28 protein-coding genes and 2 riboswitches are annotated in these 26,332 nt (G+C 66.3%); of the genes, 16 read left to right on the forward strand and 12 right to left on the reverse strand.

Going from position 1 to position 26,332, the window contains the following annotated elements; genetic code table 11:
- Positions 1 to 54: 54 nt before the first annotated feature.
- From ACRCUN_RS04065 to ACRCUN_RS04075, 3 genes are all read left to right on the forward strand, one after another.
- Positions 55 to 570 (forward strand): Lrp/AsnC family transcriptional regulator, encoded by a 516-nt coding sequence (locus ACRCUN_RS04065; RefSeq protein ID WP_462140377.1) that lies wholly within the window; start codon positions 55 to 57, stop codon positions 568 to 570.
- The gene (locus ACRCUN_RS04070) at positions 567 to 1,952 is read left to right on the forward strand and encodes an aspartate aminotransferase family protein (protein ID WP_462140378.1); all 1,386 of its coding nucleotides are present in this window, start codon (positions 567 to 569) and stop codon (positions 1,950 to 1,952) included. The genes ACRCUN_RS04065 and ACRCUN_RS04070 overlap by 4 nt, the downstream gene beginning before the upstream one ends.
- Before the next feature lie 83 nt (positions 1,953 to 2,035).
- Positions 2,036 to 3,028 (forward strand): SMP-30/gluconolactonase/LRE family protein, encoded by a 993-nt coding sequence (locus ACRCUN_RS04075; RefSeq protein ID WP_462140379.1) that lies wholly within the window; start codon positions 2,036 to 2,038, stop codon positions 3,026 to 3,028.
- On the opposite strand, the gene ACRCUN_RS04080 is transcribed toward ACRCUN_RS04075, so the two are convergent.
- The gene (locus ACRCUN_RS04080; protein WP_462140380.1) at positions 2,943 to 3,476 is read right to left on the reverse strand and encodes a MarR family winged helix-turn-helix transcriptional regulator; all 534 of its coding nucleotides are present in this window, start codon (positions 3,474 to 3,476) and stop codon (positions 2,943 to 2,945) included. The genes ACRCUN_RS04075 and ACRCUN_RS04080 overlap by 86 nt on opposite strands.
- Here ACRCUN_RS04080 and ACRCUN_RS04085 point away from each other — a divergent pair.
- From ACRCUN_RS04085 to ACRCUN_RS04110, 6 genes are all read left to right on the forward strand, one after another.
- Entirely contained in the window at positions 3,400 to 4,533 is a 1,134-nt protein-coding gene (locus ACRCUN_RS04085; protein ID WP_462140381.1) for an AraC family transcriptional regulator, read from the forward strand. The two genes, ACRCUN_RS04080 and ACRCUN_RS04085, sit on opposite strands and share 77 nt — an antisense overlap.
- Before the next feature lie 132 nt (positions 4,534 to 4,665).
- Positions 4,666 to 5,883, forward strand: coding sequence for a D-alanyl-D-alanine carboxypeptidase family protein (locus ACRCUN_RS04090; protein ID WP_462140382.1), 1,218 nt, complete (start codon positions 4,666 to 4,668; stop codon positions 5,881 to 5,883).
- A 50-nt stretch (positions 5,884 to 5,933) separates the two neighbouring features.
- Positions 5,934 to 6,563, forward strand: coding sequence for a TetR/AcrR family transcriptional regulator (locus ACRCUN_RS04095; RefSeq protein WP_462140383.1), 630 nt, complete (start codon positions 5,934 to 5,936; stop codon positions 6,561 to 6,563).
- The gene (locus ACRCUN_RS04100) at positions 6,560 to 7,819 is read left to right on the forward strand and encodes a glycosyltransferase (RefSeq protein ID WP_462140384.1); all 1,260 of its coding nucleotides are present in this window, start codon (positions 6,560 to 6,562) and stop codon (positions 7,817 to 7,819) included. Before ACRCUN_RS04095 ends, ACRCUN_RS04100 begins: the two co-directional genes overlap by 4 nt.
- A 7-nt stretch (positions 7,820 to 7,826) precedes the next feature.
- Positions 7,827 to 8,057, forward strand: coding sequence for a F0F1 ATP synthase subunit C (locus tag ACRCUN_RS04105; RefSeq protein ID WP_462140579.1), 231 nt, complete (start codon positions 7,827 to 7,829; stop codon positions 8,055 to 8,057).
- Complete coding sequence (locus tag ACRCUN_RS04110) at positions 8,058 to 9,299, forward strand: glycosyltransferase (protein ID WP_462140385.1); 1,242 nt, start codon at positions 8,058 to 8,060, stop codon at positions 9,297 to 9,299.
- Here the strand turns inward: ACRCUN_RS04110 and ACRCUN_RS04115 are convergent.
- Both ACRCUN_RS04115 and ACRCUN_RS04120 read right to left on the reverse strand, forming a co-directional pair.
- Positions 9,283 to 9,630, reverse strand: a complete 348-nt coding sequence (locus ACRCUN_RS04115) for a hypothetical protein (RefSeq protein ID WP_462140386.1) — start codon at positions 9,628 to 9,630, stop codon at positions 9,283 to 9,285. The genes ACRCUN_RS04110 and ACRCUN_RS04115 overlap by 17 nt on opposite strands.
- A gap of 77 nt (positions 9,631 to 9,707) precedes the next feature.
- Positions 9,708 to 10,556: a nitronate monooxygenase gene (locus tag ACRCUN_RS04120; RefSeq protein WP_462140387.1), complete on the reverse strand. Its 849-nt coding sequence runs from the start codon at positions 10,554 to 10,556 to the stop codon at positions 9,708 to 9,710.
- Between the two features lie 31 nt (positions 10,557 to 10,587).
- Positions 10,588 to 10,651, forward strand: a riboswitch (guanidine-III (ykkC-III) riboswitch).
- Positions 10,652 to 10,662: 11 nt separating this feature from the next.
- On the opposite strand from ACRCUN_RS04120, the gene ACRCUN_RS04125 reads away from it, so the two are divergent.
- The gene (locus tag ACRCUN_RS04125) at positions 10,663 to 10,980 is read left to right on the forward strand and encodes a DMT family transporter (protein ID WP_462140388.1); all 318 of its coding nucleotides are present in this window, start codon (positions 10,663 to 10,665) and stop codon (positions 10,978 to 10,980) included.
- Between the two features lie 93 nt (positions 10,981 to 11,073).
- Here the strand turns inward: ACRCUN_RS04125 and yhjD are convergent, their stop codons facing one another.
- Genes yhjD through ACRCUN_RS04140 form a run of 3 tightly spaced genes read right to left on the reverse strand, consistent with a single transcriptional unit; the run spans position 11,074 to position 13,551 of the window.
- The gene (yhjD, locus tag ACRCUN_RS04130; RefSeq protein ID WP_462140389.1) at positions 11,074 to 12,093 is read right to left on the reverse strand and encodes an inner membrane protein YhjD; all 1,020 of its coding nucleotides are present in this window, start codon (positions 12,091 to 12,093) and stop codon (positions 11,074 to 11,076) included.
- 20 nt (positions 12,094 to 12,113) lie between these two features.
- Complete coding sequence (trpS, locus tag ACRCUN_RS04135; protein WP_462140390.1) at positions 12,114 to 13,130, reverse strand: tryptophan--tRNA ligase; 1,017 nt, start codon at positions 13,128 to 13,130, stop codon at positions 12,114 to 12,116.
- Between the two features lie 25 nt (positions 13,131 to 13,155).
- Positions 13,156 to 13,551: a MarR family winged helix-turn-helix transcriptional regulator gene (locus ACRCUN_RS04140; protein ID WP_462140580.1), complete on the reverse strand. Its 396-nt coding sequence runs from the start codon at positions 13,549 to 13,551 to the stop codon at positions 13,156 to 13,158.
- A gap of 78 nt (positions 13,552 to 13,629) precedes the next feature.
- Between ACRCUN_RS04140 and ACRCUN_RS04145 the strand changes: the two genes are divergently transcribed.
- Positions 13,630 to 14,247, forward strand: coding sequence for a TIGR03086 family metal-binding protein (locus tag ACRCUN_RS04145; protein WP_462140391.1), 618 nt, complete (start codon positions 13,630 to 13,632; stop codon positions 14,245 to 14,247).
- On the opposite strand, the gene ACRCUN_RS04150 is transcribed toward ACRCUN_RS04145, so the two are convergent.
- Positions 14,238 to 15,029 (reverse strand): exodeoxyribonuclease III, encoded by a 792-nt coding sequence (locus tag ACRCUN_RS04150; RefSeq protein ID WP_462140581.1) that lies wholly within the window; start codon positions 15,027 to 15,029, stop codon positions 14,238 to 14,240. The two genes, ACRCUN_RS04145 and ACRCUN_RS04150, sit on opposite strands and share 10 nt — an antisense overlap.
- Positions 15,030 to 15,119: 90 nt before the next feature.
- Between ACRCUN_RS04150 and ACRCUN_RS04155 the strand changes: the two genes are divergently transcribed.
- Entirely contained in the window at positions 15,120 to 15,950 is an 831-nt protein-coding gene (locus ACRCUN_RS04155) for an epoxide hydrolase EphH (RefSeq protein WP_462140392.1), read from the forward strand.
- A 46-nt stretch (positions 15,951 to 15,996) separates the two neighbouring features.
- On the opposite strand, the gene ACRCUN_RS04160 is transcribed toward ACRCUN_RS04155, so the two are convergent.
- The gene (locus ACRCUN_RS04160) at positions 15,997 to 18,234 is read right to left on the reverse strand and encodes an NADP-dependent isocitrate dehydrogenase (RefSeq protein WP_462140393.1); all 2,238 of its coding nucleotides are present in this window, start codon (positions 18,232 to 18,234) and stop codon (positions 15,997 to 15,999) included.
- A gap of 235 nt (positions 18,235 to 18,469) precedes the next feature.
- Positions 18,470 to 18,588, forward strand: a riboswitch (SAM riboswitch).
- Between the two features lie 151 nt (positions 18,589 to 18,739).
- Between ACRCUN_RS04160 and ACRCUN_RS04165 the strand changes: the two genes are divergently transcribed.
- The 3 genes from ACRCUN_RS04165 to ACRCUN_RS04175 are packed head-to-tail and all read left to right on the forward strand — an operon-like array spanning position 18,740 to position 21,958.
- Positions 18,740 to 20,071, forward strand: coding sequence for a bifunctional o-acetylhomoserine/o-acetylserine sulfhydrylase (locus ACRCUN_RS04165; RefSeq protein WP_462140394.1), 1,332 nt, complete (start codon positions 18,740 to 18,742; stop codon positions 20,069 to 20,071).
- A 43-nt stretch (positions 20,072 to 20,114) separates the two neighbouring features.
- A complete protein-coding gene (gene metX / locus ACRCUN_RS04170) occupies positions 20,115 to 21,221 on the forward strand; it encodes a homoserine O-acetyltransferase MetX (protein WP_462140582.1) in 1,107 nt (368 codons plus the stop codon).
- The gene (locus ACRCUN_RS04175; RefSeq protein WP_462140395.1) at positions 21,218 to 21,958 is read left to right on the forward strand and encodes a class I SAM-dependent methyltransferase; all 741 of its coding nucleotides are present in this window, start codon (positions 21,218 to 21,220) and stop codon (positions 21,956 to 21,958) included. Before metX ends, ACRCUN_RS04175 begins: the two co-directional genes overlap by 4 nt.
- Before the next feature lie 59 nt (positions 21,959 to 22,017).
- Here the strand turns inward: ACRCUN_RS04175 and ACRCUN_RS04180 are convergent, their stop codons facing one another.
- A complete protein-coding gene (locus ACRCUN_RS04180) occupies positions 22,018 to 23,550 on the reverse strand; it encodes an FAD-dependent monooxygenase (protein ID WP_462140396.1) in 1,533 nt (510 codons plus the stop codon).
- Entirely contained in the window at positions 23,547 to 24,188 is a 642-nt protein-coding gene (locus tag ACRCUN_RS04185) for a TetR/AcrR family transcriptional regulator (RefSeq protein WP_462140397.1), read from the reverse strand. Before ACRCUN_RS04185 ends, ACRCUN_RS04180 begins: the two co-directional genes overlap by 4 nt.
- A 185-nt stretch (positions 24,189 to 24,373) precedes the next feature.
- On the opposite strand from ACRCUN_RS04185, the gene erm reads away from it, so the two are divergent.
- Positions 24,374 to 25,114, forward strand: coding sequence for a 23S ribosomal RNA methyltransferase Erm (erm, locus tag ACRCUN_RS04190; protein ID WP_462140398.1), 741 nt, complete (start codon positions 24,374 to 24,376; stop codon positions 25,112 to 25,114).
- Between the two features lie 70 nt (positions 25,115 to 25,184).
- Here erm and ACRCUN_RS04195 read toward each other — a convergent pair whose 3' ends face one another.
- Positions 25,185 to 25,478 (reverse strand): DUF3017 domain-containing protein, encoded by a 294-nt coding sequence (locus ACRCUN_RS04195; protein WP_462140399.1) that lies wholly within the window; start codon positions 25,476 to 25,478, stop codon positions 25,185 to 25,187.
- Complete coding sequence (locus ACRCUN_RS04200; RefSeq protein ID WP_462140400.1) at positions 25,475 to 26,326, reverse strand: bifunctional methylenetetrahydrofolate dehydrogenase/methenyltetrahydrofolate cyclohydrolase; 852 nt, start codon at positions 26,324 to 26,326, stop codon at positions 25,475 to 25,477. The genes ACRCUN_RS04195 and ACRCUN_RS04200 overlap by 4 nt, the downstream gene beginning before the upstream one ends.
- Positions 26,327 to 26,332 lie beyond the last annotated feature (6 nt).

Raw genomic sequence — 26,332 nt, forward strand, 5'->3', positions numbered from 1 at the left:
ACGATTTCATCGATACGGTTGCCCTAAACGACGGATTCCGTGCACAATCGGTGCATGACCAACCCTGATGGTCACGAGCTGGCACCCGTCCCCTTGCGCGTGAACCACTCTCGACCGGGCGCCTTCCAGCTCGATGAGCTGTCGAAGTCGATCATCGAGAAGCTGCAGCAGGACGGCCGTCGTTCCTATGCCGGTATCGGCAAGGCCGTCGGCCTGTCCGAGGCCGCGGTGCGCCAACGCGTGCAGCGGATGGTGGACGCCGGTGTCATGCAGATCGTTGCCGTCACCGATCCGATGCAGTTGGGATTCGCGCGTCAGGCGATGATCGGCATCCGCTGCACCGGCGACACCACCAAGCTGGCCGAAAAGCTCGCTCACATCGATCAGGTCGATTACGTCGTGCTGACCGCGGGTTCCTTCGACGCTATCTGCGAAGTGGTCTGCGAAGACGACGACAGCCTGCTCGAGCTACTCAACACCGAAATACGTGCATTACCGGGAGTGATATCCACCGAAACCCTTGTTTACTTGAAACTTGTTAAGCAGCAATACAATTGGGGAACGCGATGACTAGCGTAGATATCACTGAAGCAACGTCCACAGATTTGGGCGCCAAGGCAAACCGCCACCTGTGGGGCCATTTCGCCCGGCACGGGGAAGGCATCACCCCGCCGATCATCACCCGCGGCGAGGGCGTACGGATTTTCGACGACAGGGGCAAGAGCTACATCGACGGCCTGTCCGGGCTGTTCGTCGTCCAGGTGGGTCACGGCCGCAAGGAACTCGCCGAGGCCGCCGCCAAGCAGGCCGAGACACTGTCCTTCTTCCCGCTGTGGTCCTATGCGACCCCGCCTGCCATCGAGTTGGCCGAGCGCGTCGCTTCATTCGCGCCGGGTGACCTCAACCGGGTCTTCTTCACCACCGGGGGCGGCGAGGCCGTCGAAAGTGCATGGAAGCTGGCCAAGCAGTACTTCAAGCTGACCGGCAAACCCGGTAAGCACAAGGTGGTTTCGCGCTCGATCGCCTATCACGGCACGCCGCAGGGCGCACTCGCCATCACCGGAATCCCGGCCTTCAAGGCCCCGTTCGAGCCGCTGACCCCCGGTGGGTTCCGGGCGCCGAACACCAACTTCTACCGCGCCCCTCAGGAATACGCGCACGACGAGAAGGCGTTCGGCCGCTACTGCGCCGACCGCATCGCCGAGGCCATCGAGTTCGAGGGGCCCGACACCGTCGCCGCGGTGTTCCTGGAGCCTGTGCAGAACGCCGGTGGCTGCTTCCCGCCGCCGCCCGGATACTTCGAGCGGGTCCGCGAGATCTGCGACGAGTACGACGTGCTGCTGGTGTCGGACGAGGTGATCTGCGCCTACGGCCGCATCGGTTCGATGTTCGCGTGCAACGACTTCGGCTATGTCCCCGACATCATCACCAGCGCCAAGGGCCTCACCTCTGGCTACTCGCCGCTCGGTGCGATGGTCGCCAGCGACCGGCTGTTCGAGCCGTTCAACGACGGCAAGACCACCTTCGGCCACGGCTACACCTTTGGCGGGCACCCGGTTTCGTCGGCGGTCGCGCTGGCCAACCTCGACATCTTCGAGCGTGAAGGCCTCAACGACCACGTCAAGACCATGGCGCCGGCGTTCAAGTCCACGCTGGAGAAGCTCTACGACCTGCCGATCGTCGGCGACGTGCGCGGCGAGGGCTTCTTCTACGGCATCGAGCTGGTCAAGGACAAAACCACCAAGGAGACGTTCAACGACGAAGAGTCCGAGCGGCTGCTGCGTGGCTTCCTCACGCCCGCGCTGTGGGAGGCCGGCTTGTATTGCCGCGCCGACGACCGTGGCGACCCAGTCGTGCAGCTCGCGCCGCCGCTGATCAGCGGGCAGGCCGAGTTCGACGCCATCTACGACATCCTGCACGGCGTGCTCAGCGAAGCGGGCAAGCTGTTGTAAGGACGAGATGTCAGGACGGCCGGGCGGGAATCCGCCCGGCCGTTCTCATTTCGTGTGCGTTTTTCGGGCGTAGCGTCATCGGCGTGTCACGCAAACCGCCGATCGACCCCGTCCGCTGGACGCCACCGCCCGTCGACGAACTTCCCTCGTTCGGGCCGGCCGAGCTGGCGATAGTGCCGATGCCAGGGGACGGACCCGAAGACGTCGTCGCCGATGCTGACGGGTACTTGTGGACGGGGTTGGTCGACGGACGCATTGTGCGGGTCGCCCCCGACGGTGCCGCCACCGTCGTCGCCGAAACCGGTGGCCGGCCGCTCGGCATGCACGTCGCCCGCGACTGGCGCGTGTTGATCTGCGACAGCCACCGCGGGCTGCTTGCGCTTGATCCCGCTGATGGCACGCTGTCCACACTGGTGGAATCTGTGCAGGGCCGCCCGCTGATGTTCTGCTCGAATGTGGCCGAAACATCGGACGGGACAATCTATTTCACCGAGTCGACGAGCCGTTTTCGCTACGAGCATTTCGCCGCCGCCGTCCTGGAGGCTCGCGGTAGCGGCAGCCTGTTCCGCCTTGGCGCCGACGGCACGGTGACCACGCTTGCCGACGGTCTGTACTTCACGAACGGCGTCACGGCGACCGCCGATGAATCGGCGCTCGTGTTCGCCGAGACCCAGGGCCGCCGGCTGTCCAAGTACTGGCTGGCCGGCCCGCAAGCCGGCACCATCACGCCCCTGGCGGTGAACCTGCCCGGCATGCCCGACAACATCTCCACCGGATCCGACGGCCGCATCTGGGTCGCCCTGGTGAGCCCGATCAATCCGGCCGCCGAGAAGCTCGCACCCCGCTCTCCCCTGCTGCGCCAGCTCATCTGGCGGCTGCCGGAAGCACTGCAGCCCCGAATCAAATCCCAGGTCTGGGTGGTCGCGTTCGACGCCGATACTGGTGCGGCGGTCAGCGGTATCCGATGCAAGCACCCGCAGTTCGGCGTCGTCACCGGCGTGTGCGAGGCGGCTGGCCGGCTGTGGATGTCGACGATCGAGTATCCGGCACTCGCGTATGCCGAATTGGACCGCTAGGGGCTCCGTCTTTCAGCGCATCTGCGACCCGCCTGGCACTGTCCCCCACTGCCGTCATCTGGTCTCGCGTCAACGGCCCGAGAAAGCGCTGGCGCACCAGCAGGGAGTACGTCCGCAGCACGGGTCCCAAGTGCTCCTGTCCTTGTCGCGTGATGCCGACCAGGACCACCCGCCTGTCTCTGCCGCTGCGAAACCTTCGCACCAGACCTCGCCCCTCCAACCGGCCGACCTGCCACGTCAGGCGGCTGGGGGCGACAACCAAAGCTTCTGCCAGAGCACCCATTCGGGCACACCGACGTGATTCTGAATGCAGCAGACTGAGTAGATGCACATCCGGAACCGAGAGGTCGTACTCGGCATTCAGCGCGGCGTTGATCTCCCGGTACAGCAGCTCGGCCGATTCGCCGAAGCGCTTCCAGTTCCGCCACTCGTCTTCAGTGAGATCCATCGAGAGCCATTCCGTGCGAACTGCGATTGGCAAGATTGATCGCAACGCACCGAGAAAATGTCGTCTATGCAGATTGGGACAGGCAGGCAAGGTTCTACACTTCGGCTTCATGGACGTGCCGCTCGTGCGCACGCGGATCACGCAGCTCGAGGATCTGAGCGACGCGGTCAACAATGCCGGGCTGAGCGCATTCCAGATGTCTCGTGAATCGCCCCGCGGCAGCCTGATTCACGCAGTCGACGGCGGAGTCGCGCTGAGTTCGGGACGCTTCGACAGCCGGGTGCAGATCCGCGGGCCGTTGTCCGACGAGGGTCTGTCGATCGCCGTCGGCCTGCAGATTCCGCCCAGGAATCGACTCCTGCTGCGGGAGATCGATTCGGGGGTCGTGACGATGTTTCGCCCCGGCGACGAGCAAGAGGCATTCCATGACGTCAACTCCCTCTACGCCGTCGTGACGCTGCCCGAGCAAACCCTGCACAGCGAGGCCGAACGTTTCGGAATCGATCTCTCGCTCAGCACTTTCCGGCGTACCGGTATTCACCCGGCACCTTTGGCGCGGGCTCACCTCACCACGATTTCCTCATTCCTGGCGCGCCTGCACCGCGGTGACGACCGCACCCAACTGGACTCCGCCGCGTTCGCCGACATCGTCGCCGCCTTCATCGGCCACTTCGCGCAGCACCCGGCGCCACTGGTTGCCTACACACTGCGGCATCGGCAGAGAATCGTTGAGTCGATACGGACGCACATCGACCAGAACCTCGACAACCGCCTCGATACCGAGGGCCTCGCACGGCTCGCGGGCGTGTCCCGACGGACCCTGGCACGGTCCTTCGTTGAAACCATCGGCGAGTCCCCGCACTCGTACATCGCCCGGATGCGTCTGCATCGCATCCGTTCGGACCTGCTCGCACATGGCCAGGGGGCCACCGTGGCCGAGATATCCAACCGGTGGGGTATCAGCGAGCTCGGCCGGATGGCGGCACGATACCGCGCCATGTTCGGCGAACTGCCATCGCAAACGCGATTGTCCGCGTCGCGGTCTTCATCCGTCTGAATCCGCGGATTCGTGGCCCTCGTCCAGCCGGCGCGAGGGGCCCATGCGTCGTACCCACTTTTAACATCAGCCACACCAGTCACAGCGTGGCAAACCGGAAAACTGCACCGGATCGCCTAACCTTCGGACACGATGGCGACCTTGCGGAGGACTTCACAGCGTGGACTGGGCGCGCTCGCGGCACTGGCGATGCTTGCCGGTCCGGCGTTGACGGGTGCCGGCGCGGCTGGTGCCGACCCGGCCCCCGACTGCCCGTACCGCGTGACCACTCCCCCCGCGGTCGACGCGTCCGAAGTGCCCAAACCGGGCGATCCCACTCCCGGGCCACTGCCGGTACCCGTCAAGACCGTTGGCGGCGAAGCACTGTCAGGTTGCGGCGTCATCACTGCGGCCGACACCCCGCCGCTACCCAACGACGTCTCCGCCGAAGCGTGGGTGGTCGCCGACCTCGACACCGGTGAAGTCATCGCCGCCAAGGATCCGCACGGCCGTCACCGCCCCGCCAGCGTCATCAAGGTCCTGGTGGCCATGGCGGCCCTCAACGAACTGAACCTCAACAAGCGCGTGGCCGGCACTCAGGACGACGCCAACTCCGAGGGCACCCGCGTGGGTGTCGGCCCGGGCGGCCAGTACACGATCAACGACCTGCTGCACGGTCTGCTGATGCACTCGGGCAACGACGCCGCCCACGCCCTGGCTGCCCAGCTCGGCGGCATGGACACCGCCATGCAGAAGATAAACGTCCTCGCGGGCAAGCTCGGCGGGCGCGACACCCGCGCCGCCACCCCTTCGGGTCTCGACGGTCCCGGGATGAGCACCTCGGCCTACGACATCGCGCTGTTCTACCGCTATGCCTGGCAGAACCCGGTGTTCGCCGACATCGTCGCCACGAAGTCGTTCGATTTCCCTGGGCGCGACGGCAATCCGCCGTATCCGGTCGAGAACGACGTCAAGCTGCTCTACAACTATCCGGGCGCACTGGGCGGCAAGACGGGTTACACCGACGATGCCGGGCAGACGTTCGTCGGGGCCGCCGAACGCGACGGCCGGCGCCTGGTCGCGGTGCTGCTGAGAGGCACCCGCGTGCCGATCGCGCCGTGGGAGCAGGCTGCCCGCCTTCTCGATTACGGTTTCGCGACCGCGCCGGGCACCAAGGTCGGCACGCTCGTCGACCCCGATCCGTCATTGAAACCGCCCGAACCCGAAGAGCCATCGGCAGCTCAGGCCGCCGGGGTGATCCCGCCTGCCGATGCGCTGCCGGTGCGGGTAGGCGTGGGCGTGGTCGGATCGATCATCGTGTTCATGCTGATCCTCGGTGCCCGGCAACTGAATCGCCGCGCCATCCGCTGAGTTTCACGAGACCCTTGCCAGAATCTGACCGATCGGTCTAATCTCGGACCATGCGGTCGGAACGCGCGAAGACTTTCACCGAACAAGCTCGGCGCCGCCAGATCATCGACGCGGCGACAGAGGTGATCGCGGAGTCGGGGTACGCCCAGACTTCGCTCGCCCGCATCGCCGCACACATCGGCGTGGCCAAAAGCGTTGTGCTGTATCACTTCACCACCAAAGCCGAGATCATCGAGGCGGTGTTCGTCGACATCTTCGAGCGCGGCGCGGCAGTGATCGTGCCCGCCGTCGTCGCCGAAACGTCCGCGTCGGCCAAGCTGACGGCCTACATCCGGGCCAACATCACCTTTATCGCTGCGAACCGATCGACCGCGGTCGCGATGCTCGAGCTGATGGCCGGATTTCGTGACGAGAACGGCCTACGGCTGGACCAAGCGGCCGCCAAGGCCGTACAAGACCATCCGCCGACCGGCGACCTCGCCGCACTGGATCCCCAGACGATCTTCGACGACGGCCTCACGAGCGGCGAATTCCGGGAATTCTCACCGCTGTTCATGAAGCACGCACTGCGCGGTGCGCTCGACAGCGCCGCGGCCGAATATGCCCGCGATCCCGACTATGACGTCGTCGGCTACGGCGAACATGTGGTCACCCTCTTCCAACGGGCAACCGCGCCATGAGCACGATCGTGATCGCGGCATTCGGCACCCGCGGCGACGTCGATCCGTTCACGGGCCTGGCTCGGCGGCTGACCGACGATGGCCACCGGGTCGTGATCGCCGCGCAGGAACCGTATCGCGCGCTGGTCACCGCAGCGGGATTCGAGTTCCGGCCGCTTCCGGGTGACACCGAGCAGGCCACCAGAAATTCCCCTGCGGCACAGGGTTTCGTGGACGGTGCCCGTATGCGTCCGTCACGGCAGCTACTCGATGAGATGCGCTCCGACATGCGCAACCTCGGCGCCGGCCTGGTCGACGCTGCACAGGACGCAGACCTGCTGCTGTTGCCCGCGGTTGCGGCCCTGCTCGGCTATCACGTCGCCGAGGGGCTCGGAATACCCAGTGCCGGTGTGTTCATGCAACCCACCGCCCCAACCGGCGACTTTCCCCCGGCGGTACTGGGCGACCGATCGTTCGGCCGCTGGGGCAATCGAGTCGTGGGCCTTCTCGGTGAGCTCGGTGAGAAGTCGTATGCGCCCGTCATCAACGATCTGCGCAAGAGTCTCGGGCTCACACCGAGCACGCGAGCGCGCTATCAACGCCGACGCCGGACCACCTGGCCGATCCTGCACGGATTCAGCAGGCATGTCGTACCGCGGCCATCCGACTGGCCGGCGCATCTACACGTCACCGGCTATTGGTGGCCTGAGCCAACCGGATGGCAGCCACCACAGCGCCTGGTGGATTTCCTGCAGTGCGGACCACCGCCGATCTTTGTCGGCCTGGGCAGCACCGCGACCGCCAATGGGCCACAACTCTCTGAAATCATCAGCGATGCAGTGCAATCAGCAGGCGTGCGGGCGGTCGTCCAGACCGGATGGGCAGGCTTACACTGCGACGGCGACGACGTTCTCACCATTGGCGACGCACCACATGCGTCGCTGTTTCCGCGAATGGCGGCAATCGTTCACCACTGCGGTGCCGGAACCACCGCTGCGGCGTTGCGGGCTGGTGTGCCGTCCATTGCGGTACCGGGGATCATGGACCAGCCGTTCTGGGCCAAGCGGTTGCACCGGCTCGGCGTGGCGCCGCCACCGATCCGGCGGACCGCGTTGAGCGCCGGCAAACTGGCGCACGCGATCGACCGGGCAACATCCGACCCTGCGTATACGGCTCGCGCCCATCATCTTTCGACGCTGATCTCAGACGAGAACGGTGCCACAGCCGCGGCCGGGATCGTCAGCCAACTGCTCGAAGGGGTACACCATGGCAAGTGAAGCATTGATGGGTAACGCATTACTGGCGGGCGCCATCATGGTGGCAGGAGGTGCGATCGGCGCGGGGATCGGCGACGGTCTGGCCGGCGCTCAGTTCATCTCGGGCGTGGCACGCCAGCCCGAGGCGCAGTCACGGTTGTTCACGCCGTTCTTCATCACCGTAAGCCTGGTCGAGGCAACCTTTTTCATCAACATCGCCTTCATGGCGCTGTTCGTATTCGCCACCCCGGGCGGCTAGATGGCAGCCATCGGCATCATCGCCATCGGGAGCCGCGGCGACGTCGCCCCACTGACCGGGCTGGGTGTGCGGCTGCAAGAGGCCGGGCATCGGGTCATCGTGGTCGCCTACGCGGCTTTCGCCGACCTTGTGACCACCTGCGGCCTGGAGTTTCGCGGACTGGACGACAGTGCCGCCGATCTGTCGGACGTCTCACCGCGGCAGGCCGCCAAGGCTATGGCAGCGTTTCTCGCGCCCAGCGGCATGCGCACGCTCGGCGAGGATGTGCTTGCCGCGTTGCGCGATGAGCCCCTCGACCTGCTGATGCTCTCGCCGTTCGCCGAACCGGTCGGCCATCCGCTCGCCGAGGCGCTCGACATACCGAGTGTCGGCGTTCGGCTGCAACCGATGTCTGCGACCGCGGACTATCCGCCTGCCGTGCTGGGAGCATGGAGCGCGGGGCGTTACGGGAACAGGTCGGCCGCGCGGCTCGGCGAGGTAGTGATCGACCGGTTATATAACAAGACGATCAACGGTTTTCGCGCCGAGGTCGGTCTGCCGAAGGCGTCGGCGAGAGCACTGCGCCGTCGCCGCACCGAAGCGCACTGGCCGATTCTCTACGGCTACTCGCCTACGGTCCTACCGCGGCCCGCGGACTGGCGGCCAGGCATCGACGTCGTCGGCTACTGGTGGCCTCCCCGCCCGGCCGGATGGCAACCACCCACAGAACTCTTCGACTTCCTGCAGGCGGGACCCGCTCCGGTGGCCATCGGGTTCGGCAGCACCGTCAACAGTAAAGCCGAGGCCGAGCGGCTGTCTGTGCTTGTCACGCAAGCAGTTCGGGCTGCCGGCGTTCGCGGCGTGATCCAGGCAGGCTGGGCCGGGCTGGACGTGTCTGGAGACGACGTGATCGCCGTCGGCGACGTGCCACACGACTGGCTCTTCCCGCACGCGACTGCCGTCGTCCACCACTGTGGCGCGGGAACCGCAGCGGCCGGGCTACGCGCCGGCGTCCCGACCGTCCCCGTACCCGCCGCTTACGGAGACCAACCGTTCTGGGCCAGGCGGCTTTACGAGCTTGGCGTGGGACCGGCCCCGATCTCGCAACGGCGACTCACGGTTGACGCACTGGCAGCCGCGATACATGAGGCGTTGTCGCAGAGCAGGTTCAAAGACAATGTGCGGCGCCTCGCCGATGCCCTGGACGCCGAAGACGGCGCGGGCAAGGTAGTACAGATCGTCGAGCTCACCATGGCCCGATGACGTATTCGAGCAGGGCCAAGGACAGCGCGCCGACTACGGCGATCGCAAGAGCCGCCGCGACGGCATGGCGCGTGGCCGACGCCGTCCTAGCCAACAACGCACCGGCCGCGGCGCCAAACGCACCGAGAACGACAAAGCCACCCAGCGCAAGGTAGAACACCGATGCCAGCGCCGCCGCGGGCATCCCGCTGACACCCGTCGCGTACTCGGCGAACGGGATCGGAAACCGGTACACCGCAGCGACAATGGCGGCGGCCAGGGGTGCGAAGCCGACGGCGGCGACGGCGCCCACCAGAGCCAGCCGAAGTCTGGACGGCGACCTCCCCGACATAGTCCTCCTCGCCCAGTGTTGGCTTATGTACGAATTTTCCGCGAGATCTCGAACACAAGCCAACGTTCGGCAAGTGTCTAGTGCCACCGCCGCAACAAAGCTTCCGCGCCCCAACAGAGTCGGTCGATCGTGTCCGCCGCCGACAGTGCCTGGTTCACCATCCCGATACCCTGCCCGGCGTTGACCGATGAACCGCGCAGTACCCGCTCGGGAATTGTTGGCGGCCAACGGCATCCGGCCGCGACGTCGAACTCGCGGGTGAGCTCGGTCTCGGTACCGGCCAGCAGCGCGTCGCGGGCGACGTCCGGCGTCAACGCCTCGGCACACGTGGTGAAGACGGTGCCCAGCCAGGCGGCAGCGGCGCCGGCCGCCAGCACCGCGGCCACGCTGCGCGGTGACGTGATCCCGCCGGCGGCCAGCACCGGTAACTCGACCGCGTCGAGTACCTCGGCCAGCAGCGGCAACGTGCCGACCGTCGGTTCACCGTGACCGCCACCCTCGGCCCCGCGGGCCACGAGGACGTCGACTCCGGCGTCGACAGCACGACGCGCCGCGTCGACCGTGGGCACCTGGGTGGCGACCTTGAGTCCGGCGTCATGGGCGCGCCGCACCCAGTCCCAGTCGTCGCCGAAGCTCACACTCAGCAGGCTTGGCTGCGCGGCCAGCGCGGTCTCAAACAGATCCGGCCGGTCCACCATCACCCAGTGCACGAGGCCGATGCCGAAGGGGCGGTCGAGGCCCTGCAGAATCGCAAGTTCTCGCCGGAGTTGGTCGGCGGTCGCGGAACTGCCCATCCCGACCATGCCCAAACCGCCTGCGGCCGAGACCGCGGCGGCCAGTCGGCCACCCGCTGCTCCACCCATTGGTGCGTTGACGATCGGAACGTCGAGGCCGATGGCCGTCGACCAACTGGTTGCCAAGGTCACAGCCAGGCATGTTACGTCGTTGTTACAATCGATATCGCCAGCACATGGCACCGGACGAGGCGGCACCGTACCCGGCCAGCGACAAGACGGGCCTTGGAGGTGCGTCATGGCATGGCTGATTCTCGTCATCTCAGGCGTTCTGGAAGCGGTCTGGGCAACTGCGCTCAGCAAGACCGAGGGCTTCACCCGACTCGGACCATCCGTGGTGTTCGGCGTTGCACTGGTTCTCTCGATGATCGGCCTGGCCATCGCGATGCGAACCCTGCCTCCGGGCACGAGCTACGCGGTCTGGGTCGGCATCGGCGCGGTGTTGACCGTGACCTACGCGATGGTGACCGGCGGAGAGTCCGCGTCAGTGATCAAGGTATTGCTCATGCTCGGCGTGGTCGGCTGCATCGTCGGCCTCAAGGTCGTCAGCCACTAGCTTTCGCGCCGTCAGCGCCCCATTGTCACGCCAGAGTGGCTCCCGAACGCCAGAGTCACTCTGGCGTGACAATGGCGGGAAATCGCGCAATAGCTAGCGCCGGATGAACCGCGAAAAGCCCAGTGCTCCAACCGCCCCCGCAGCGGCCGCAGCCAGCACCCCGGGGATACCGACACCTTCGCGTACCTGCACGCGGGTGGTGATCATGGCGGGGTCGGGCGGCTCGACCGGTGCGGCCTCCAGGCTTTCGCGGGAGGTCGCGGCCCATGCGGTGGCGAACAGGATCAACCGCGCAGTGACATAGGCGAACACCATGAGCCCGAGCACCGGACCGAACGTCGCTCCGGCTGGCCCGTTCAGCACGGATTGCAGATAGATGGACGCGACCTGCTTGAAGATCTCGAAGCCCACCGCCGCAAGCAGTCCCGCGCGGATCGAACTGCGGAACGGCACTGACTCGCGCGGCAACCGGGCGATGATCCACGTGAACAGCAGCCAGGAGATCCCGATCGAGACGAACAGTGACACGATCCGCAGGCCGCCCGTGATGCCGGCGAGACTGCCGAGGCCGACCCATTCCAGGACCCGGCGCATCAGGGCGGGATCGCCGAGTGCGGTGAGTGCGATGGTGACCACCATGGCGAGGAACGCGCTCACCAGCGCGAGCAGATCCGAGAGCTTGTTTCCGACGAAGCCGCCCTCGGGGTGGTGTTGCTCCCACATCTGGCTGAGTGCTTGGCGCAGGTTCGCCATCCAGCCCAGGCCGGCCCATGCCGCTGTCGCGAGCCCGATCACGCCGACGGTGCCTCGCGAGTCGATGGCCGAGTTCATGAGTGTCACCAGCTGCTGACCGAGGTCGCCGGACACCGCGCCCCGGATGCGGTCCTCGATCTCGGCGAGCAGTTGGGGGCGGCGGGACAACAGGAAACCGGCGACGGCGAAGCCGACCATCAGCAACGGGAACAGGGCAAAGATCGTGAAGTAGGTGATCCCGGCGGCGTAGAAGTTGCCGTTGCAGTCGGTGTACCGCTGCTGCGCACGCATCACATGGTCGAACCACGGATAGCGGGCGCGCAGCCGATCAAGAATCCCCGGCTTCTCCTGCTCGTCCATCGCCGCCCCTCCCCTGGCGCTTACGACGTTTGCTGAAGAAACCCTATCTTGTCGTAGACGCGCGCGAGAGTCTTGCCCGACACCTGTTTTGCGCGGTCCGCGCCCGCCGCCAGAACCGACTCCAATTCGGCCCGGTCAGCCAGCAGTTCGTCGACCCGTGTCTTGATGGGTGTGACGAACTCAACGACCACCTCAGCGGTGTCTTTCTTGAGATCGCCGTACCCGCGGCCGGCGTAGCCTTCGACGAGCTTGTCGATATCGGTTCCTGTGATTGCGGACTGGATCGTCAGCAAGTTGGAGATACCCGGCTTGGCCTGCGGGTCAAACCTGATCTCGCGTTCGCTGTCGGTCACCGCGGATCGGATCTTCTTCGCCGTTGCCTTCGGATCGTCGAGCAGGCTGATCAAGCCGGCGTCCGTTGCCGCGGACTTGCTCATCTTCGCCGTCGGGTCCTGCAGGTCATAGATCTTGGCGGTTGCCTTGGGGATCATCGCCTCGGGCACCACGAATGTGTCGGGGAACCTGGCATTGATCCGCTGGGCGACGTCGCGGGCAAGTTCGAGGTGTTGCCGCTGATCCTCGCCGACCGGAACGACGTCGGTGTCGTAGAGCAACACGTCGGCGGCCATCAGCACCGGGTAGGTGAACAGCCCGACGGTGGTGGCGTCAGCGCCCTGCTTCTGCGACTTGTCCTTGAACTGCGTCATGCGCGACGCCTGACCGAAGCCGGTGAAACAGCCCAGCACCCATGCGAGCTGGGTGTGCTCGGGCACATGGCTCTGCACGAATACGGTGCTGCGAGCCGGGTCGATGCCGAGCGCCAGGTACTGCGCGGCGGTTACCAGGGTGCGGCGGCGCAGCGTTTCGGGATCCTGCGGAATGGTGATCGCGTGCAGGTCGACGACGCAGAAGAAGGCGTCGTAGCCGTCCTGCAATTGCGCCCAATGCGTCACCGCGCCCAATGCGTTGCCGAGGTGAAGTGAGTCCGAGGTGGGTTGGGCGCCGGAGAAGACGACCTGTTTGCTTCCGCTAGTCATGGTGCCTTCGATTTTCGCACTGGCGTCATCCGGTTTCTTCGGGGGTCAGCTGTGCCAACACCCGCAGGAACACCTTCCGGTCGCCGGCAGACAGCTCGCCGAGCCACCGTTCCTCCCCGCGCTGGATCTCGGCCTGCACCGCATCCTTGAGTTCACGGCCGGCCGCGGTGATCGCCAACAGCCGTACGCGCCGATCGTCGGGGTCGGGCTGGCGGTCGATGAGCCCGCGCTGCTGAAGTTCGTCGAGCGTGCGGATGATGCGTGTCTTGTCGGCGCCGATCGCCTCGGCGAGCGCGGCCTGCGTGCGCATCGAGGACCGATCGAGCGCGCACAGAACGACGTAGCCCCACATCGTGACGTCATGCGCCTCGAGCACCGGCATCTCGGCATCGATCAGCTCACGCAGAAGCGGGGCGAGCATGGCTGCCAGGTCGGGGCGTCGCGGCACCACGTCATGGTAGGCATTGCACAATTATACGCTTACGCTTATCATAAGCGAATGCACACTATTGAAGCTGACATCCGCCCCCAGCACCGCATCGCCGTCCTGCGATCCGTCGACCTGGTCGATACCGTCCAAACCGCCGATCTCGACCGCCCCACCCCCTGCGCGGAGTGGAGCCTCGCCGAACTGCTTGCCCACATGACCGTCCAGCACCGCGGGTTCGCCGCAGCATCACGCGGCAACGGTTCCGATGAAGCCGTCTGGCGGCCCGAGACCGTCGCCGACGCGGTGCGCGCAGACCCGAGTGGCACATACGCGTCCGCCGCCCACGACGTTCTCGACGCGTTCGCCGCCGACGGAGTCACCGAAGCGACATTCGCCCTACCCGAGTTCGGACCCAACGCGACGTTTCCCGGCGCGCTCGCGATCGGATTTCATTTCGTGGACTACGTCGTGCACGGCTGGGATGTCGCCGCGGCGTTGGGCGTCGCCTACGACCTGCCCGACGACGTCATCGCCGCCGTGCTGCCGCTTGTGGAGGCGATCCCCGACGGCGACTTCCGCGAAGCCGCGGGCGCACCGTTCGGTCGCGCTGTGAGCGCTTCGGCGACAACCGATTTCGCGCGGATCCTCGCCCACCTCGGCCGCCGCCCCGACTGGCGTCAGCCGTAGATGACCGTCACCGGCGAATGGTCCGACCAGCGAAGCGCGTAGGCCTCGGCCCGGTCGACGCGAGCCGCCGTTGCCCGAGCCGCGAGGGTGGGGCTGGCCAGGTGGTAGTCGATGCGCCAGCCGGCGTCGTTGTCGAATGCCTTGCCGCGCCATGACCACCAGCTGTAGGGCCCGGCGACATCGGGGTGCAGCAGGCGTACGACGTCGACCCAGCCGGTGGCCAACAGATCGGTCAGCCAGGCCCGTTCGGCAGGCAGAAAGCCCGCCTTCTTGACGTTGCCTTTCCAGTTCTTGATGTCGTTCTCGGTGTGGGCGATGTTCCAATCCCCGCACACCACAGCATCATTGGCGAGTAGCAAAGCCATCCGCGTTGCGACCGTGGCCATGAACCGCTCCTTCTCGAGCTGGCGGTCGGTCTCGGCCTCCCCCGTCGGGAAATACACGCTCACCACCGTGGTGCCCGCGGTGTCGACCTCGAGATAGCGGCCATGCGCCTCGAACTCATCGGACACCAACAGTCGTGAGGCGTCGATCGGATGGCGTGACAGCACCGCGACGCCGTTGCGGCCCTTCAGATGCGGATCGGCCGACGCGAGATTCCAGCCGTCGGCCAGGGCCGGCGCCAACGCGTCGGCGAGTTGTTCGTCATCGGCCCGGGTCTCCTGCAGGCACACCACGTCGGCGTCGGTTTCCTTCAACCACGGCAGCAGGCCGAGATTTTCGGTCGAGCGCTGCTTGACCGCAGCGCGGATGCCGTTGACGTTGATGGTGCTGACGGTCAGCGAACCCGGAGAAGCCACGGCGCAGACCCTACCGATCCGCCCCGACAGGCCACTTGCGGTACCGGCGGTATCACCTTAATCTCGGGCGTCATGGCCGAACGTCGTGCACCCATCCATCTCGGGTCGGGAGAACCGATCCTGCTGCTGCACCCCTTTCTCCTGTCGCAGAGCGTGTGGAAGTACGTCGCTCCACAGCTGGCCAACACGGGCCGCTACGAGGTGTTCGCCCCCACCATGGCCGGCCACAACGGCGGTGCGTCCGCGCCATTTCTGCTCGACGTCAGGACGCTGGCCGACGATGTCGAGCGCCAGCTCGACGAACTGGGCTGGACGACAGCCCACATCGTCGGCAACTCGCTTGGCGGCTGGGTCGCATTCGAACTGGAGCGCCGCGGCCGGGCACGCACGTTGACCGGCATCGCGCCCGCGGGCGGCTGGACCCGATTCACCCTGGCGAAGTACGAGATCATCGGGAAGTTCCTGGCCGGCTTGCCGGTCGTGCTCGCGACGTCGCTGCTGGGCCAGCGGCTCCAGCGGTTGCCGTTCACGCGCCAGATCTCCTATCTGGCTGTCAGCGCGACGCCGGACGTGCTCAACGACAGCGACCGGGCCGATCTGATCGAGGACCTGGCGCACTGCCCGGCCTACTACAAACTGATGATCAAGGCCTTGACCACCGCGGGCCTGATGGAACTGCCGAACTCGTGCACACCCACTCATCTGGTGATCTGCGAGAAGGACCGGGTGCTGCCCGAACCACGGTTCACCCGCCACTTCATCGAGCACTTGCCGAAGGGATCGGTCGTCACCCGGCTCGACGGCGTCGGGCACGTGCCGATGTTCGAGGCACCGGATCGGATCACGAACCTGATCACCGATTTCATCGAGCTTCACACCGATCCGGCCCGGGCTACGGGCTAGTTCGGAAGCCCTGCCCCCGTGCTGCGGGGGCAGGGCGCCGCAGACCTCAGCCCTGCGCGGACGCGAGTGCCTCGTTGAAGGTCTTGCTCGGCCGCATCACCGCGGCGGTCTTCTCGCGGTCCGGGTAGTAGTAGCCGCCGATGTCGACCGGCTGGCCCTGCGCCTCGTTGAGTTCGGAGACGATGGTCTCCTCGTTCTCGGCGAGGGACTTGGCCAGCGGTGCGAAGTGCTCGGCCAGTTCCTTGTCGTCGGTCTGGTCGGCGAGCTCCTGCGCCCAGTAGAGCGCGAGGTAGAACTGGCTGCCCCGGTTGTCGAGTTCACCCGTCTTGCGGGACGGGCCCTTGTTCTCGTCCAGCAGCTTTCCGGTCGCGGCGTCGAGCGTCTTGGCGAGAACCTTGGCCTTGTCGTTGCCGGACTTGTTGCCGAGGTCTTCGAAACTCGCCCCAAGTGCGAGGAATTCGCCGAGCGAGTCCCACCGCAGGTGGTTCTCCTCCACGAGCTGATGGACGTGCTTGGGTGCCGAACCACCGGCGCCCGTCTCGTACATGCCACCACCGGCCATGAGCGGCACGATCGACAGCATCTTGGCGCTGGTGCCGAGTTCGAGGATCGGGAACAGGTCGGTGAGGTAGTCGCGCAGGATGTTGCCGGTGACGGCGATGGTGTCCTTGCCGCGGATCACGCGCTCCAGGGTGTACCGCATGGCCCACACCTGCGGCATGATCTGGATCTCGAGTCCCTCGGTGTCGTGGTCCTTCAGGTACTCCTTGACCTTCTTGCGCAGCTCGGCCTCGTGCGGGCGCTCGGTGTCGAGCCAGAACACCGCGGTCATGCCGGACAGCCGGGCGCGCGTGACGGCGAGCTTCACCCAGTCCCGGATGGCGGCGTCCTTGACGATCGGCATGCGCCAGATGTCGCCGGTCTCGACGTTCTGGGTCAGCAGAACCTCGCCGGTCTCGTTGTCGACGATGTTGGCCACACCGTCCTCGGGAATCTCGAACGTCTTGTCGTGGCTGCCGTACTCCTCGGCCTTCTGCGCCATCAGGCCGACGTTGGGGACGGTGCCCATCGTCGTCGGGTCGAACTGGCCGTGGGTCTTACAGAAGTTGATCATCTCCTGGTAGATCCGGCTGAACGTGGACTCGGGATTGACCGCCTTGGTGTCCTTCGTCCGGCCGTCGGCGCCGTACATCTTGCCGCCGAGCCGGATCATGGCGGGCATCGAGGCGTCGACGATCACGTCGCTGGGCGAGTGGAAGTTCGTGATGCCCTTGGCCGAATCCACCATGGCGAGCTCGGGGCGGTGCTCATGGCAGGCATGGATGTCGCGGATGATCTCCTCGCGCTGCGAGGCGGGCAGCGCCTCGATCTTGTCGTAGAGATCCGACATGCCGTTGTTGACGTTGACGCCCAGCTCGTCGAACACCTTCTGGTGCTTGGCGAACGCGTCCTTGTAGAAGACCTTGACCGCGTGGCCGAACACGATCGGGTGGCTGACCTTCATCATGGTCGCCTTGACGTGCAGCGAGAACATCACGCCCGTCTTGTAGGCGTCTTCGATCTCGGCCTCGTAGAAGTCGCACAGCGCCTTCTTGCTCATATACATGCTGTCGATGACGTCGCCCTTGTCGAGCGCGACCTCGGGCTTCAGCACGATCGTCTCGCCACGCTCGGTGACGAGTTCCATGCGGACCTTGCGGTCCTTGTCGAGCGTCATCGACTTCTCACCGTGGTAGAAGTCGCCGGTCTTCATGGTCGCGACGTGGGTGCGCGAAGCCTGCGACCACTCGCCCATGCTGTGCGGATGCTTGCGGGCGTACTCCTTGACCGCCTTGGGCGCCCTGCGGTCCGAGTTGCCTTGGCGCAAGACCGGGTTCACGGCACTGCCGAGGACCTTAGCGTACCGATCCTTGATCGCCTTCTCTTCGTCGGTCTTCGGCTCGCCGGGATAATCGGGCAGGTTGTAGCCCTTGCCCTTGAGCTCCTTGATCGCGGCGAGCAGCTGCGGCACCGAGGCGCTGATGTTGGGCAGCTTGATGATGTTGGCCGAGGGATCCTGAGTCAGCTCCCCGAGCTCGGCCAGGTTGTCGGGAACCTTCTGCTCGTCGGTCAGGTAGTCGCTGAACTCGGCCAGGATTCGCGCCGCGACGGAGATGTCGCTGGTTTTGACGTCGATACCGGCCGCTTCGGCGAAGGTGCTGATCACCGGCAGGAAGGCGTACGTCGCAAGCAGCGGCGCCTCGTCGGTCAGCGTGTAGATGATGGTCGGTTGCTGGGCGCTCATTGATGTTCTCCCGACGTCACTTTCGGTCAGATCTTGCCGAACTTCGCTTCGCGCGCCTTGTGGGCGCGCGTCAAGCAGTGCTGAGCGTTCGCTCGCGAACGCAACACTACAAGGGGCGAAAGGCGTGCGAGCATCCAACATTGGCTACTCGCCAGTAACCAGAACGGACACGCCGCGACGCCCCCGCAGGTATCCCACTGGCACCCGGCAAGGCGCGTGAGATAAGCTGCAGGCCGGTCATGAGCGCCAGCGTCAAGCCCCGGCTTGCTGGCCGGCAACCCTCCAACCGCGGTGGGGTGCCCCGGGTGATGACCAGGTTGAGTAGCCGTAGCGGCTGCAAGGCAAGCGCGGGTCCGTAGGTTCGGGCCCCCAGAGAGACAGGGAAACCTGATGGAGGCCATCCATGTGCTGTTGTCCGTGACCTGTTCGCGTCCGCCTGCTGCCATGTGCAGGCACGACGCCCGGTAATCGACTTCCCCTTCATCTCGCAGGAGACAACACACCCATGAGCACCCCGGACAACGCCGCAGAGTGGTCGTTCGAGACCAAGCAGATCCACGCCGGCCAGACCCCCGACAGCGCCACCAACGCCCGCGCGCTGCCGATCTACCAGACGACGTCCTACACGTTCAACGACACCGCGCACGCCGCGGCGCTGTTCGGCCTGGAGCAACCGGGCAACATCTACACCCGCATCATGAACCCGACCACCGACGTGGTCGAGCAGCGCATCGCGGCGCTCGAAGGCGGCGTCGCAGCGCTGTTCCTGGCCTCCGGGCAGGCCGCCGAGACCTTTGCCATCCTCAACATCGCCGCCGCGGGCGATCACATCGTGTCGAGCCCGCGGCTCTACGGCGGCACATACAACCTGTTCCACTACACGCTGCCCAAGCTCGGCATCGAGGTCAGCTTCGTGGCAGACCCCGACGACCTGGACTCCTGGCGCGCGGCGGTGCAGCCCAACACCAAGGCGTTCTTCGCCGAGACCATCTCCAACCCGCAGATCGACATTCTCGACATTCCCAACGTCGCGGCCGTCGCGCACGACAACGGTGTGCCGCTGATCGTCGACAACACCATCGCCACGCCCTATCTGATCCAGCCACTGGCGCACGGCGCCGACATCGTCGTGCACTCGGCGACGAAGTACCTCGGCGGGCACGGGTCCGCGATCGCAGGCGTGCTCGTCGACGGCGGCACGTTCGACTGGACCAACGGCAAGTTCCCCGGTTTCACCGAGCCCGACCCGAGCTACCACGGCGTGGTGTTCTCCCAGCTCGGAGCGCCCGCATATGCGCTGAAAGCGCGTGTGCAGCTGTTGCGCGACCTGGGTTCGGCGGCCGCACCGTTCAACGCGTTCCTGATCGCGCAGGGATTAGAGACGCTGTCGCTGCGTGTTGAACGCCATGTGGCCAACGCTCAGAAGGTGGCGGAGTACCTGGCGGGTCACCCCGATGTCACGTCGGTGAACTACGCCGGGCTGCCCACCTCGCCGTGGTACGAACTCGGTCGCAAGATCGCGCCCAAGGGGACCGGCGCCGTCCTGGCGTTCGAACTGGCCGGCGGCATCGAAGCCGGCAAGGCGTTCGTCAACGCGCTCACGCTGCACAGCCACGTCGCCAACATCGGCGATGTCCGCTCGCTGGTCATCCACCCGGCCTCGACGACGCACCAGCAGCTCAGCGCCGAAGAGCAGCTGTCCACCGGCGTCACACCCGGCCTAGTCCGGCTGGCCGTGGGCCTCGAGGGGATCGACGACATCCTGGCCGACCTCGAGCAGGGATTCGCCGCGGCCCGTCCGTTCAGTGGTGCCTCGCAGACGGCGTCCACGGTGTGAGTTGCGTGAGACGAGCCCAGTGACGATCACCGAAGAACCTCCCGTGCAGACCCAGCCCTTGCCCGCAGAAGGCGAAATCGGCTTGGTCAACATCGGTGCACTGACCCTGGAGAACGGCACCGTACTCCCCGACGTCACGATCGCCGTACAGCGGTGGGGCGAACTGTCGCCCAACCGCGACAACGTGGTGATGGTGCTGCACGCACTGACCGGCGACTCTCACGTCACCGGCCCCGCCGACGACGATCACCCGACACCCGGCTGGTGGGACGGGGTGGCCGGGCCCGACGCCCCGATCGACACCGACCGCTGGTGCGCGATCGCGACGAACGTGCTCGGCGGCTGCCGCGGCTCCACCGGCCCGGGTTCCCTCGCGCCAGACGGAAAGCCCTGGGGCTCAAGGTTTCCCCAAATCACCATCCGCGACCAGGTGGCGGCCGATCGGGCCGCGCTGGCGGCGCTCGGCATCACCGAGGTTGCCGCGGTGGTCGGTGGGTCCATGGGCGGAGCCCGGGCCCTCGAATGGATCGTGGGATATCCCGACGACGTGCGCGCCGCGCTGGTCCTCGCCGTCGGCGCACGTGCGACCGCCGATCAGATCGGCACCCAGGCCACCCAGGTCGCGGCGATCAAGGCCGACCCCGACTGGCAGGGCGGTGACTATTACGGCACCGGCCAGGCACCGACAGCGGGGATGGAGATCGCCCGGCGATTCGCGCACCTCACCTATCGCGGCGAAGAGGAACTGGACACCAGGTTCCGCAACGAGGCCCAAGGTGGCGAGGATCCGGTCGCCGGCGGCCGTTACGCGGTGCAGAGCTATCTGGAATACCAGGGCGGCAAGCTGGCCGCCCGGTTCGATCCCGGCACCTATGTCGTCCTGAGCGACGCGTTGTCCAGCCACGATGTCGGGCGCGGACGCGGCGGCGTTCGGGCCGCATTGCGAAGCTGCCCGGTGCCGACCGTGGTCGGCGGGATCACCTCCGACCGCCTATACCCGATCCGCCTGCAAGAAGAGCTCGCCGACCTACTGCCCGGGTGTAGCGGCCTGGACGTGGTCGACTCGGCCTATGGCCACGATGGCTTCCTGGTCGAGACCGAACTGGTCGGCAAGCTGATCCGCCGGACATTGGAGTTAGCGCAGCCGTGACCGGTACTGGGCCCTCCAGGCAGCAGCGTTCCCTGTCATTCGGCTCGGAGGCCGCCGCTTACGAACGCGGCCGCCCGTCGTATCCGCCCGAAGCCATCGACTGGCTGCTTCCGGCCCACGCCCACGATGTGCTCGATCTGGGGGCGGGCACCGGGAAGCTGACCACGCGACTGGTGGAACGCGGACTCGACGTGGTGGCCGTCGACCCGATCGCCGAGATGCTGGAACTACTGTCGAACTCGCTGCCGGACACTCCGGCGCTGCTGGGGACGGCAGAAGAAATTCCGTTGCCGGACAACAGCGTTGACGCCGTTCTTGTGGCTCAGGCCTGGCATTGGTTCGACCCCGAGCTCGCGGTCAAGGAAGTCAGCCGGGTGCTTCGGCCGGGCGGCCGGTTGGGGCTCGTGTGGAACACGCGCGACGAGCGGCTCGGCTGGGTCAAGGATCTGGGCCGCATCATCGGCCACGAAGACGATCCGTTCAACCATCAGGTGACGCTGCCCGATCCGTTCGCCGACACCGAGCGGCACCAGGTGGAGTGGACGAGTTACCTGACGCCACAAGCCCTCATCGATCTCGTGGCGTCGCGCAGTTACTGCATCACCTCACCCGAGCAGGTCCGCACGCGCACGCTGGGCCAGGTGCGCGAACTGCTCGCCACCCATCCGGCGCTGGCCAACACGACCGGCTTGGCGCTGCCGTATGTCACCGTGTGTATTCGCGCGACTCTGGCTTGAGTGTCGGCTTGTGTGCCAAGTTTCGAGAAAAGTTGGCACACAAGCCAACTTTCGCCGCTTCAGGCGCTGAGCTCCTCGACCGAAGGGACACCGAACCAGCGGCGCAGGGCGGACTGCAGACCGACACGTTCGATATCGTCAGCGGCCCAGGCGATGTAGCCGTCGGGACGGATCAGCAGGGCTGCCACCGGCGCGTCGTCCTTGCTCGCCACCTCCACGTCGACCCGGTCCCGCCAGCCTTCCGCCGCATCGGCGACCGTGCCGCCGGCCAGGTCGAGCAGCAGCGGCCGGCCGGAATGCATGAGCTCGGCCACGCGCCGGCCGTCATCGAGCACCAGATCCGGCATGAACCGCCCGGACAGCCGATGATCGTCGCCCACGTCGTAGCGCACATCGGATCCGGCGAGCAGATTCGCGACATGTGACGCGCCGTCCGTCGTTGCCAGCAACTCGCCGAAAAGCCTTCGCAGCGCTGCCACTTCGGGGCCGGCAGCCATCAGGGCGGCCTGTGCCATCGAGTGCATCATCACTCGCTCGCCGGCTGGATACCGCTCGGTGTGATAGGTGTCGAGCAGACCGGGCGGCGCCCACCCGCGCACCGTGGCGGCGAGTTTCCACCCGAGGTTCATCGCGTCCTGCATACCGAGGTTCAGCCCGGGGCCACCCATCGCGGAATGCACGTGCGCGGCGTCGCCCACCAGGAACACGTTGCCTGCGCGGTACCGGTCGGCCTGCCGGGTGTTCTGGCCGTTGATGCGCCGCAACGCGTGCGGGCCCGGTCCGGTCGGGGGTTGCATGGGCAGATCTGCGCCAAGCACGCGGGCTGCGCTGTCCCGCAATTCGGCGATCGTCAGCGGCGGGGCATCGTCGGGCAGCAACGCGCCGTACTCGATCGTGCCGACCATGGACCGGCCCGGCTCGAACTCGGCATAGATCAGGACACCACTGTCGAATCTGTTGTGGCCGAAGGGCAGGCGCCCGACTCCGGGGATGCGCAGGCCGCCGTCTCCGGTCCGCAGCTCATCGGGCACGGTGACGTGACCGACGCGCGCGACGAGGTCGGTGGTGATTCCCGGGAACCCGATACCGGCGCTCTTTCTGACGGGGCTGCGCCCGCCGTCGGCACCGACCAGATAACTGGTGTCGATCTGGTAACTTCCGTGCGGCGACGCCACTGTCGCCACCACACCGTCCGGCCCGGACAGCATGCCGGTCAACTCATGGCCCCACCGGATCTCGGCGCCCAAATCGCGCACCCAGTCCGCCAGCTCACGCACGACACGCGGCTGCTGGATCAGCATGCCGTACATCGGGTTTGCGGCCAGATCGGTGAACGGCATGTGCATACCGGCGAAGATGTAGCCGTGCATGGGCTGCGGCGGTTGCGATGACCCGCTCAACTTTTGGTAGAGACCACGCAGATCGAGCGCCCGGTTCGCCTGACCGACAATGCCGTTGGCCTTGAGTTCCTGGCTCGGTTCGGGCAGCTGCTCGAGCACGACCGGCCGGACGCCGGCCAGCGCCAGCTCACCGGCGAGCAGCAGGCCGTTGGGCCCCGCTCCGGAGATGACGACGTCGGTTTTCTCTGTCATGGCTTCCTTCCGGGTTCAGGCAGTCCCGCGGCGACCGCCGCGAAACCCTTACGTAGCAACGACGTGAACGACACCGGTGGATCAGCGGCCGCATACTCGTCCATTGCGACATCGCCGACCGCCCGCACCACGGCAGCGGCCAGGCGTGGGTACATGTCCTGCGGTTCGGTGCCGGTACGTTCGGCGATCACCGCGACCCATTCATCGAACATGCCCCGAAACGTCGCGTCACGGATCTCGGGGATCATGAGCAGTTTTCGGATCTCGACGAGTTGCTGACGCGTCGGAACCGCGTTTTCGGCACCGCCCACGTCCTCGAGTTCGCTCTCCAGCGGCGCGATCACCGATTCGGCGATAGACGTCCACAACGGTTCGCCGGCGGGACGCTCCCGCAGCAGATCGATGCTGCGCCTGAAGCGTTCGGTCTGGCGGTACGCGAGCGCTTCGTACTTGCCGGTGAAGTAGTTGTTGAAGGTCCGCAACGAGACACCGGCCAGCTTGGCGATGTCCTCGCGGCTCACGTTCTCCAGGCCGCGTTCGAACGTGAGCGTCAGCGCGGCGTCGCTCAGCGCTCGCCGGGTGTCGAGTTTCTTACGTTCACGTAGTCCCACGGCCGCCACCGTACCGAAATATTGCATGGTGGGCAATATTGCCTTCCGTGCATCATTTCCGGAAATTCAGTTGCCCCCTCGCGAACACGTCTCTACGGTGGCAGCCATGTCAGCAGCGACGTTCTTCATCCGCATTCGCATCGCCTAGCGGCGGATCTGCTCTCTCGACACATCCGCCGCAGTAGCTTTGTCCCTGCGTCTGCGGAGAAACCGTGTCTTCCCCATCTCACGGCCGGCATGAGTTCGGCCAGAATTTCCTGTGCGATCGTCGCGTGGTCGCCCATATCGTCGAAATCGTCTCGCGTACAACGGGCCCCATCGTCGAAGTCGGTGCAGGTGACGGCGCGCTGACCGTGCCCCTCCAGGCGCTCGGGCGCCCGTTGACCGCAATAGAGATCGACAGCCGTCGCGCCGAACGGCTGGCCGGCCATACCTCGGCGAAGGTGGTGGCCACCGATTTTCTGCGCTTTCGATTGCCGCGCACGCCGCACGTGATCGTCGGCAACCTGCCCTTCCACCTCACCACCGCGATGCTGCGGCGCCTGCTGCACGGGCCGGGCTGGACCGACGCTGTGCTGCTCGTCCAATGGGAGGTGGCCCGCCGCCGCGCCGGGGTAGGCGGCGCCACGATGATGACGGCACAGTGGTGGCCGTGGTTCGAATTCGATTTGGCAGGAAAGGTTTCGGCGGAGGCCTTCCGGCCACGGCCCACCGTGGACGGCGGCCTGTTGACCATCACGCGGCGCGCCGAACCGATGATCGACACCCCCGATCGCCGGCGATATCAGGCGTTGGTGCACCAGGTGTTCACCGGGCGGGGCCGCGGCATGGCGCAGATCATCGGCCGCCGCGTGCCACGACACTGGTTACGGGACAACGGAATCAACCCGGCGGCGCTGCCCAAGGATTTGACCGCGACGCAGTGGGCGGCGTTGTTCGCGGTGGTCGGCTGATCTCGAATGGGAAGTTATGGCACGGATTTCGATGATTGCCGCGCCTCAACTGGCCACTCGGCGAAACGGGCTAGCTCGTGCCCAGCGGATCGATGGTCCACGCGATGTAGAGTACGGCCGCGCTGACGGTCGCTGTGGTGACAAAGTCGATGCCTCGGCTGCGCACCACCAGCAGACCGGCGCGGTCGTCGGTCAGTGCCAGCCGCAACGCGGCGGCAACGCCGACGCCGATCCCGATCACCAGGGCGCCACGGCGCCAGTAACCCGCCACCACAAGAGCGAACGCCGCGATGAAGATCACGCCGACCACCAGGATCGGCCACTGACCGGCGAACACTTTGCGGGCGAATTCCTTGGGGGTCACGCCAGTTTCGACTCTTCGAGCTCAACGACATTGGTCAGCAGGAACGCGCGGGTCAGCGGTCCGACGCCGCCGGGGTTCGGCGAGACGTGACCGGCCACGTCCCACACGTCGGGCGCGACGTCACCGGTCAGCTTGCCGTCGACCCGGCTGACCCCGACATCGACGACGGCCGCGCCCGGCTTGACCATGTCGGCGGTCACCATGTGCGGCACCCCGACGGCAGCGATGATGATGTCGGCCTGGCGGGTGAGCGCGGGCAGATCGCGCGTGCCGGTGTGGCACAGGGTCACGGTGGCGTTCTCGGAGCGGCGGGTCAGCAGCAAGCCCATGGGCCGGCCTACAGTCACACCTCGTCCGATCACCACCACGTGCGCGCCCGCGATCGGCACGTCGAACCGGCGCAGCAGGTGCACGATGCCGCGCGGGGTGCAGGGCAACGGGGCCTCCTTGCCGAGCACGAGCCGGCCGAGGTTGGTCGGGTGCAGCCCATCGGCGTCCTTGGACGGATCGATGCGCTCGAGCGCGGCGTTCTCGTTCAAGTGCTTGGGCAGCGGCAGCTGCACGATGTAGCCCGTGCAGTCCGGGTTGGCGTTGAGCTCGTCGATGGTCTCGTCGAGCTGGGCCTGAGAGATGTCGGCGGGCAGGTCGCGGCGGATGGAGTTGATGCCGACCTTCGCGCAGTCGGCGTGTTTACCGCGCACATAGGCCTGCGATCCCGGGTCGTCACCGACCAGCACCGTGCCGAGCCCGGGCGTGCGGCCCGATTCGGTCAACTTCGCAACGCGCTGCTTGAGATCGACGAAAATCTCGTCGCGTGTGGCCTTACCGTCCAGAGTCATCGCACCCACGCCTGA

Source organism: Mycobacterium venezuelense (assembly GCF_054919535.1).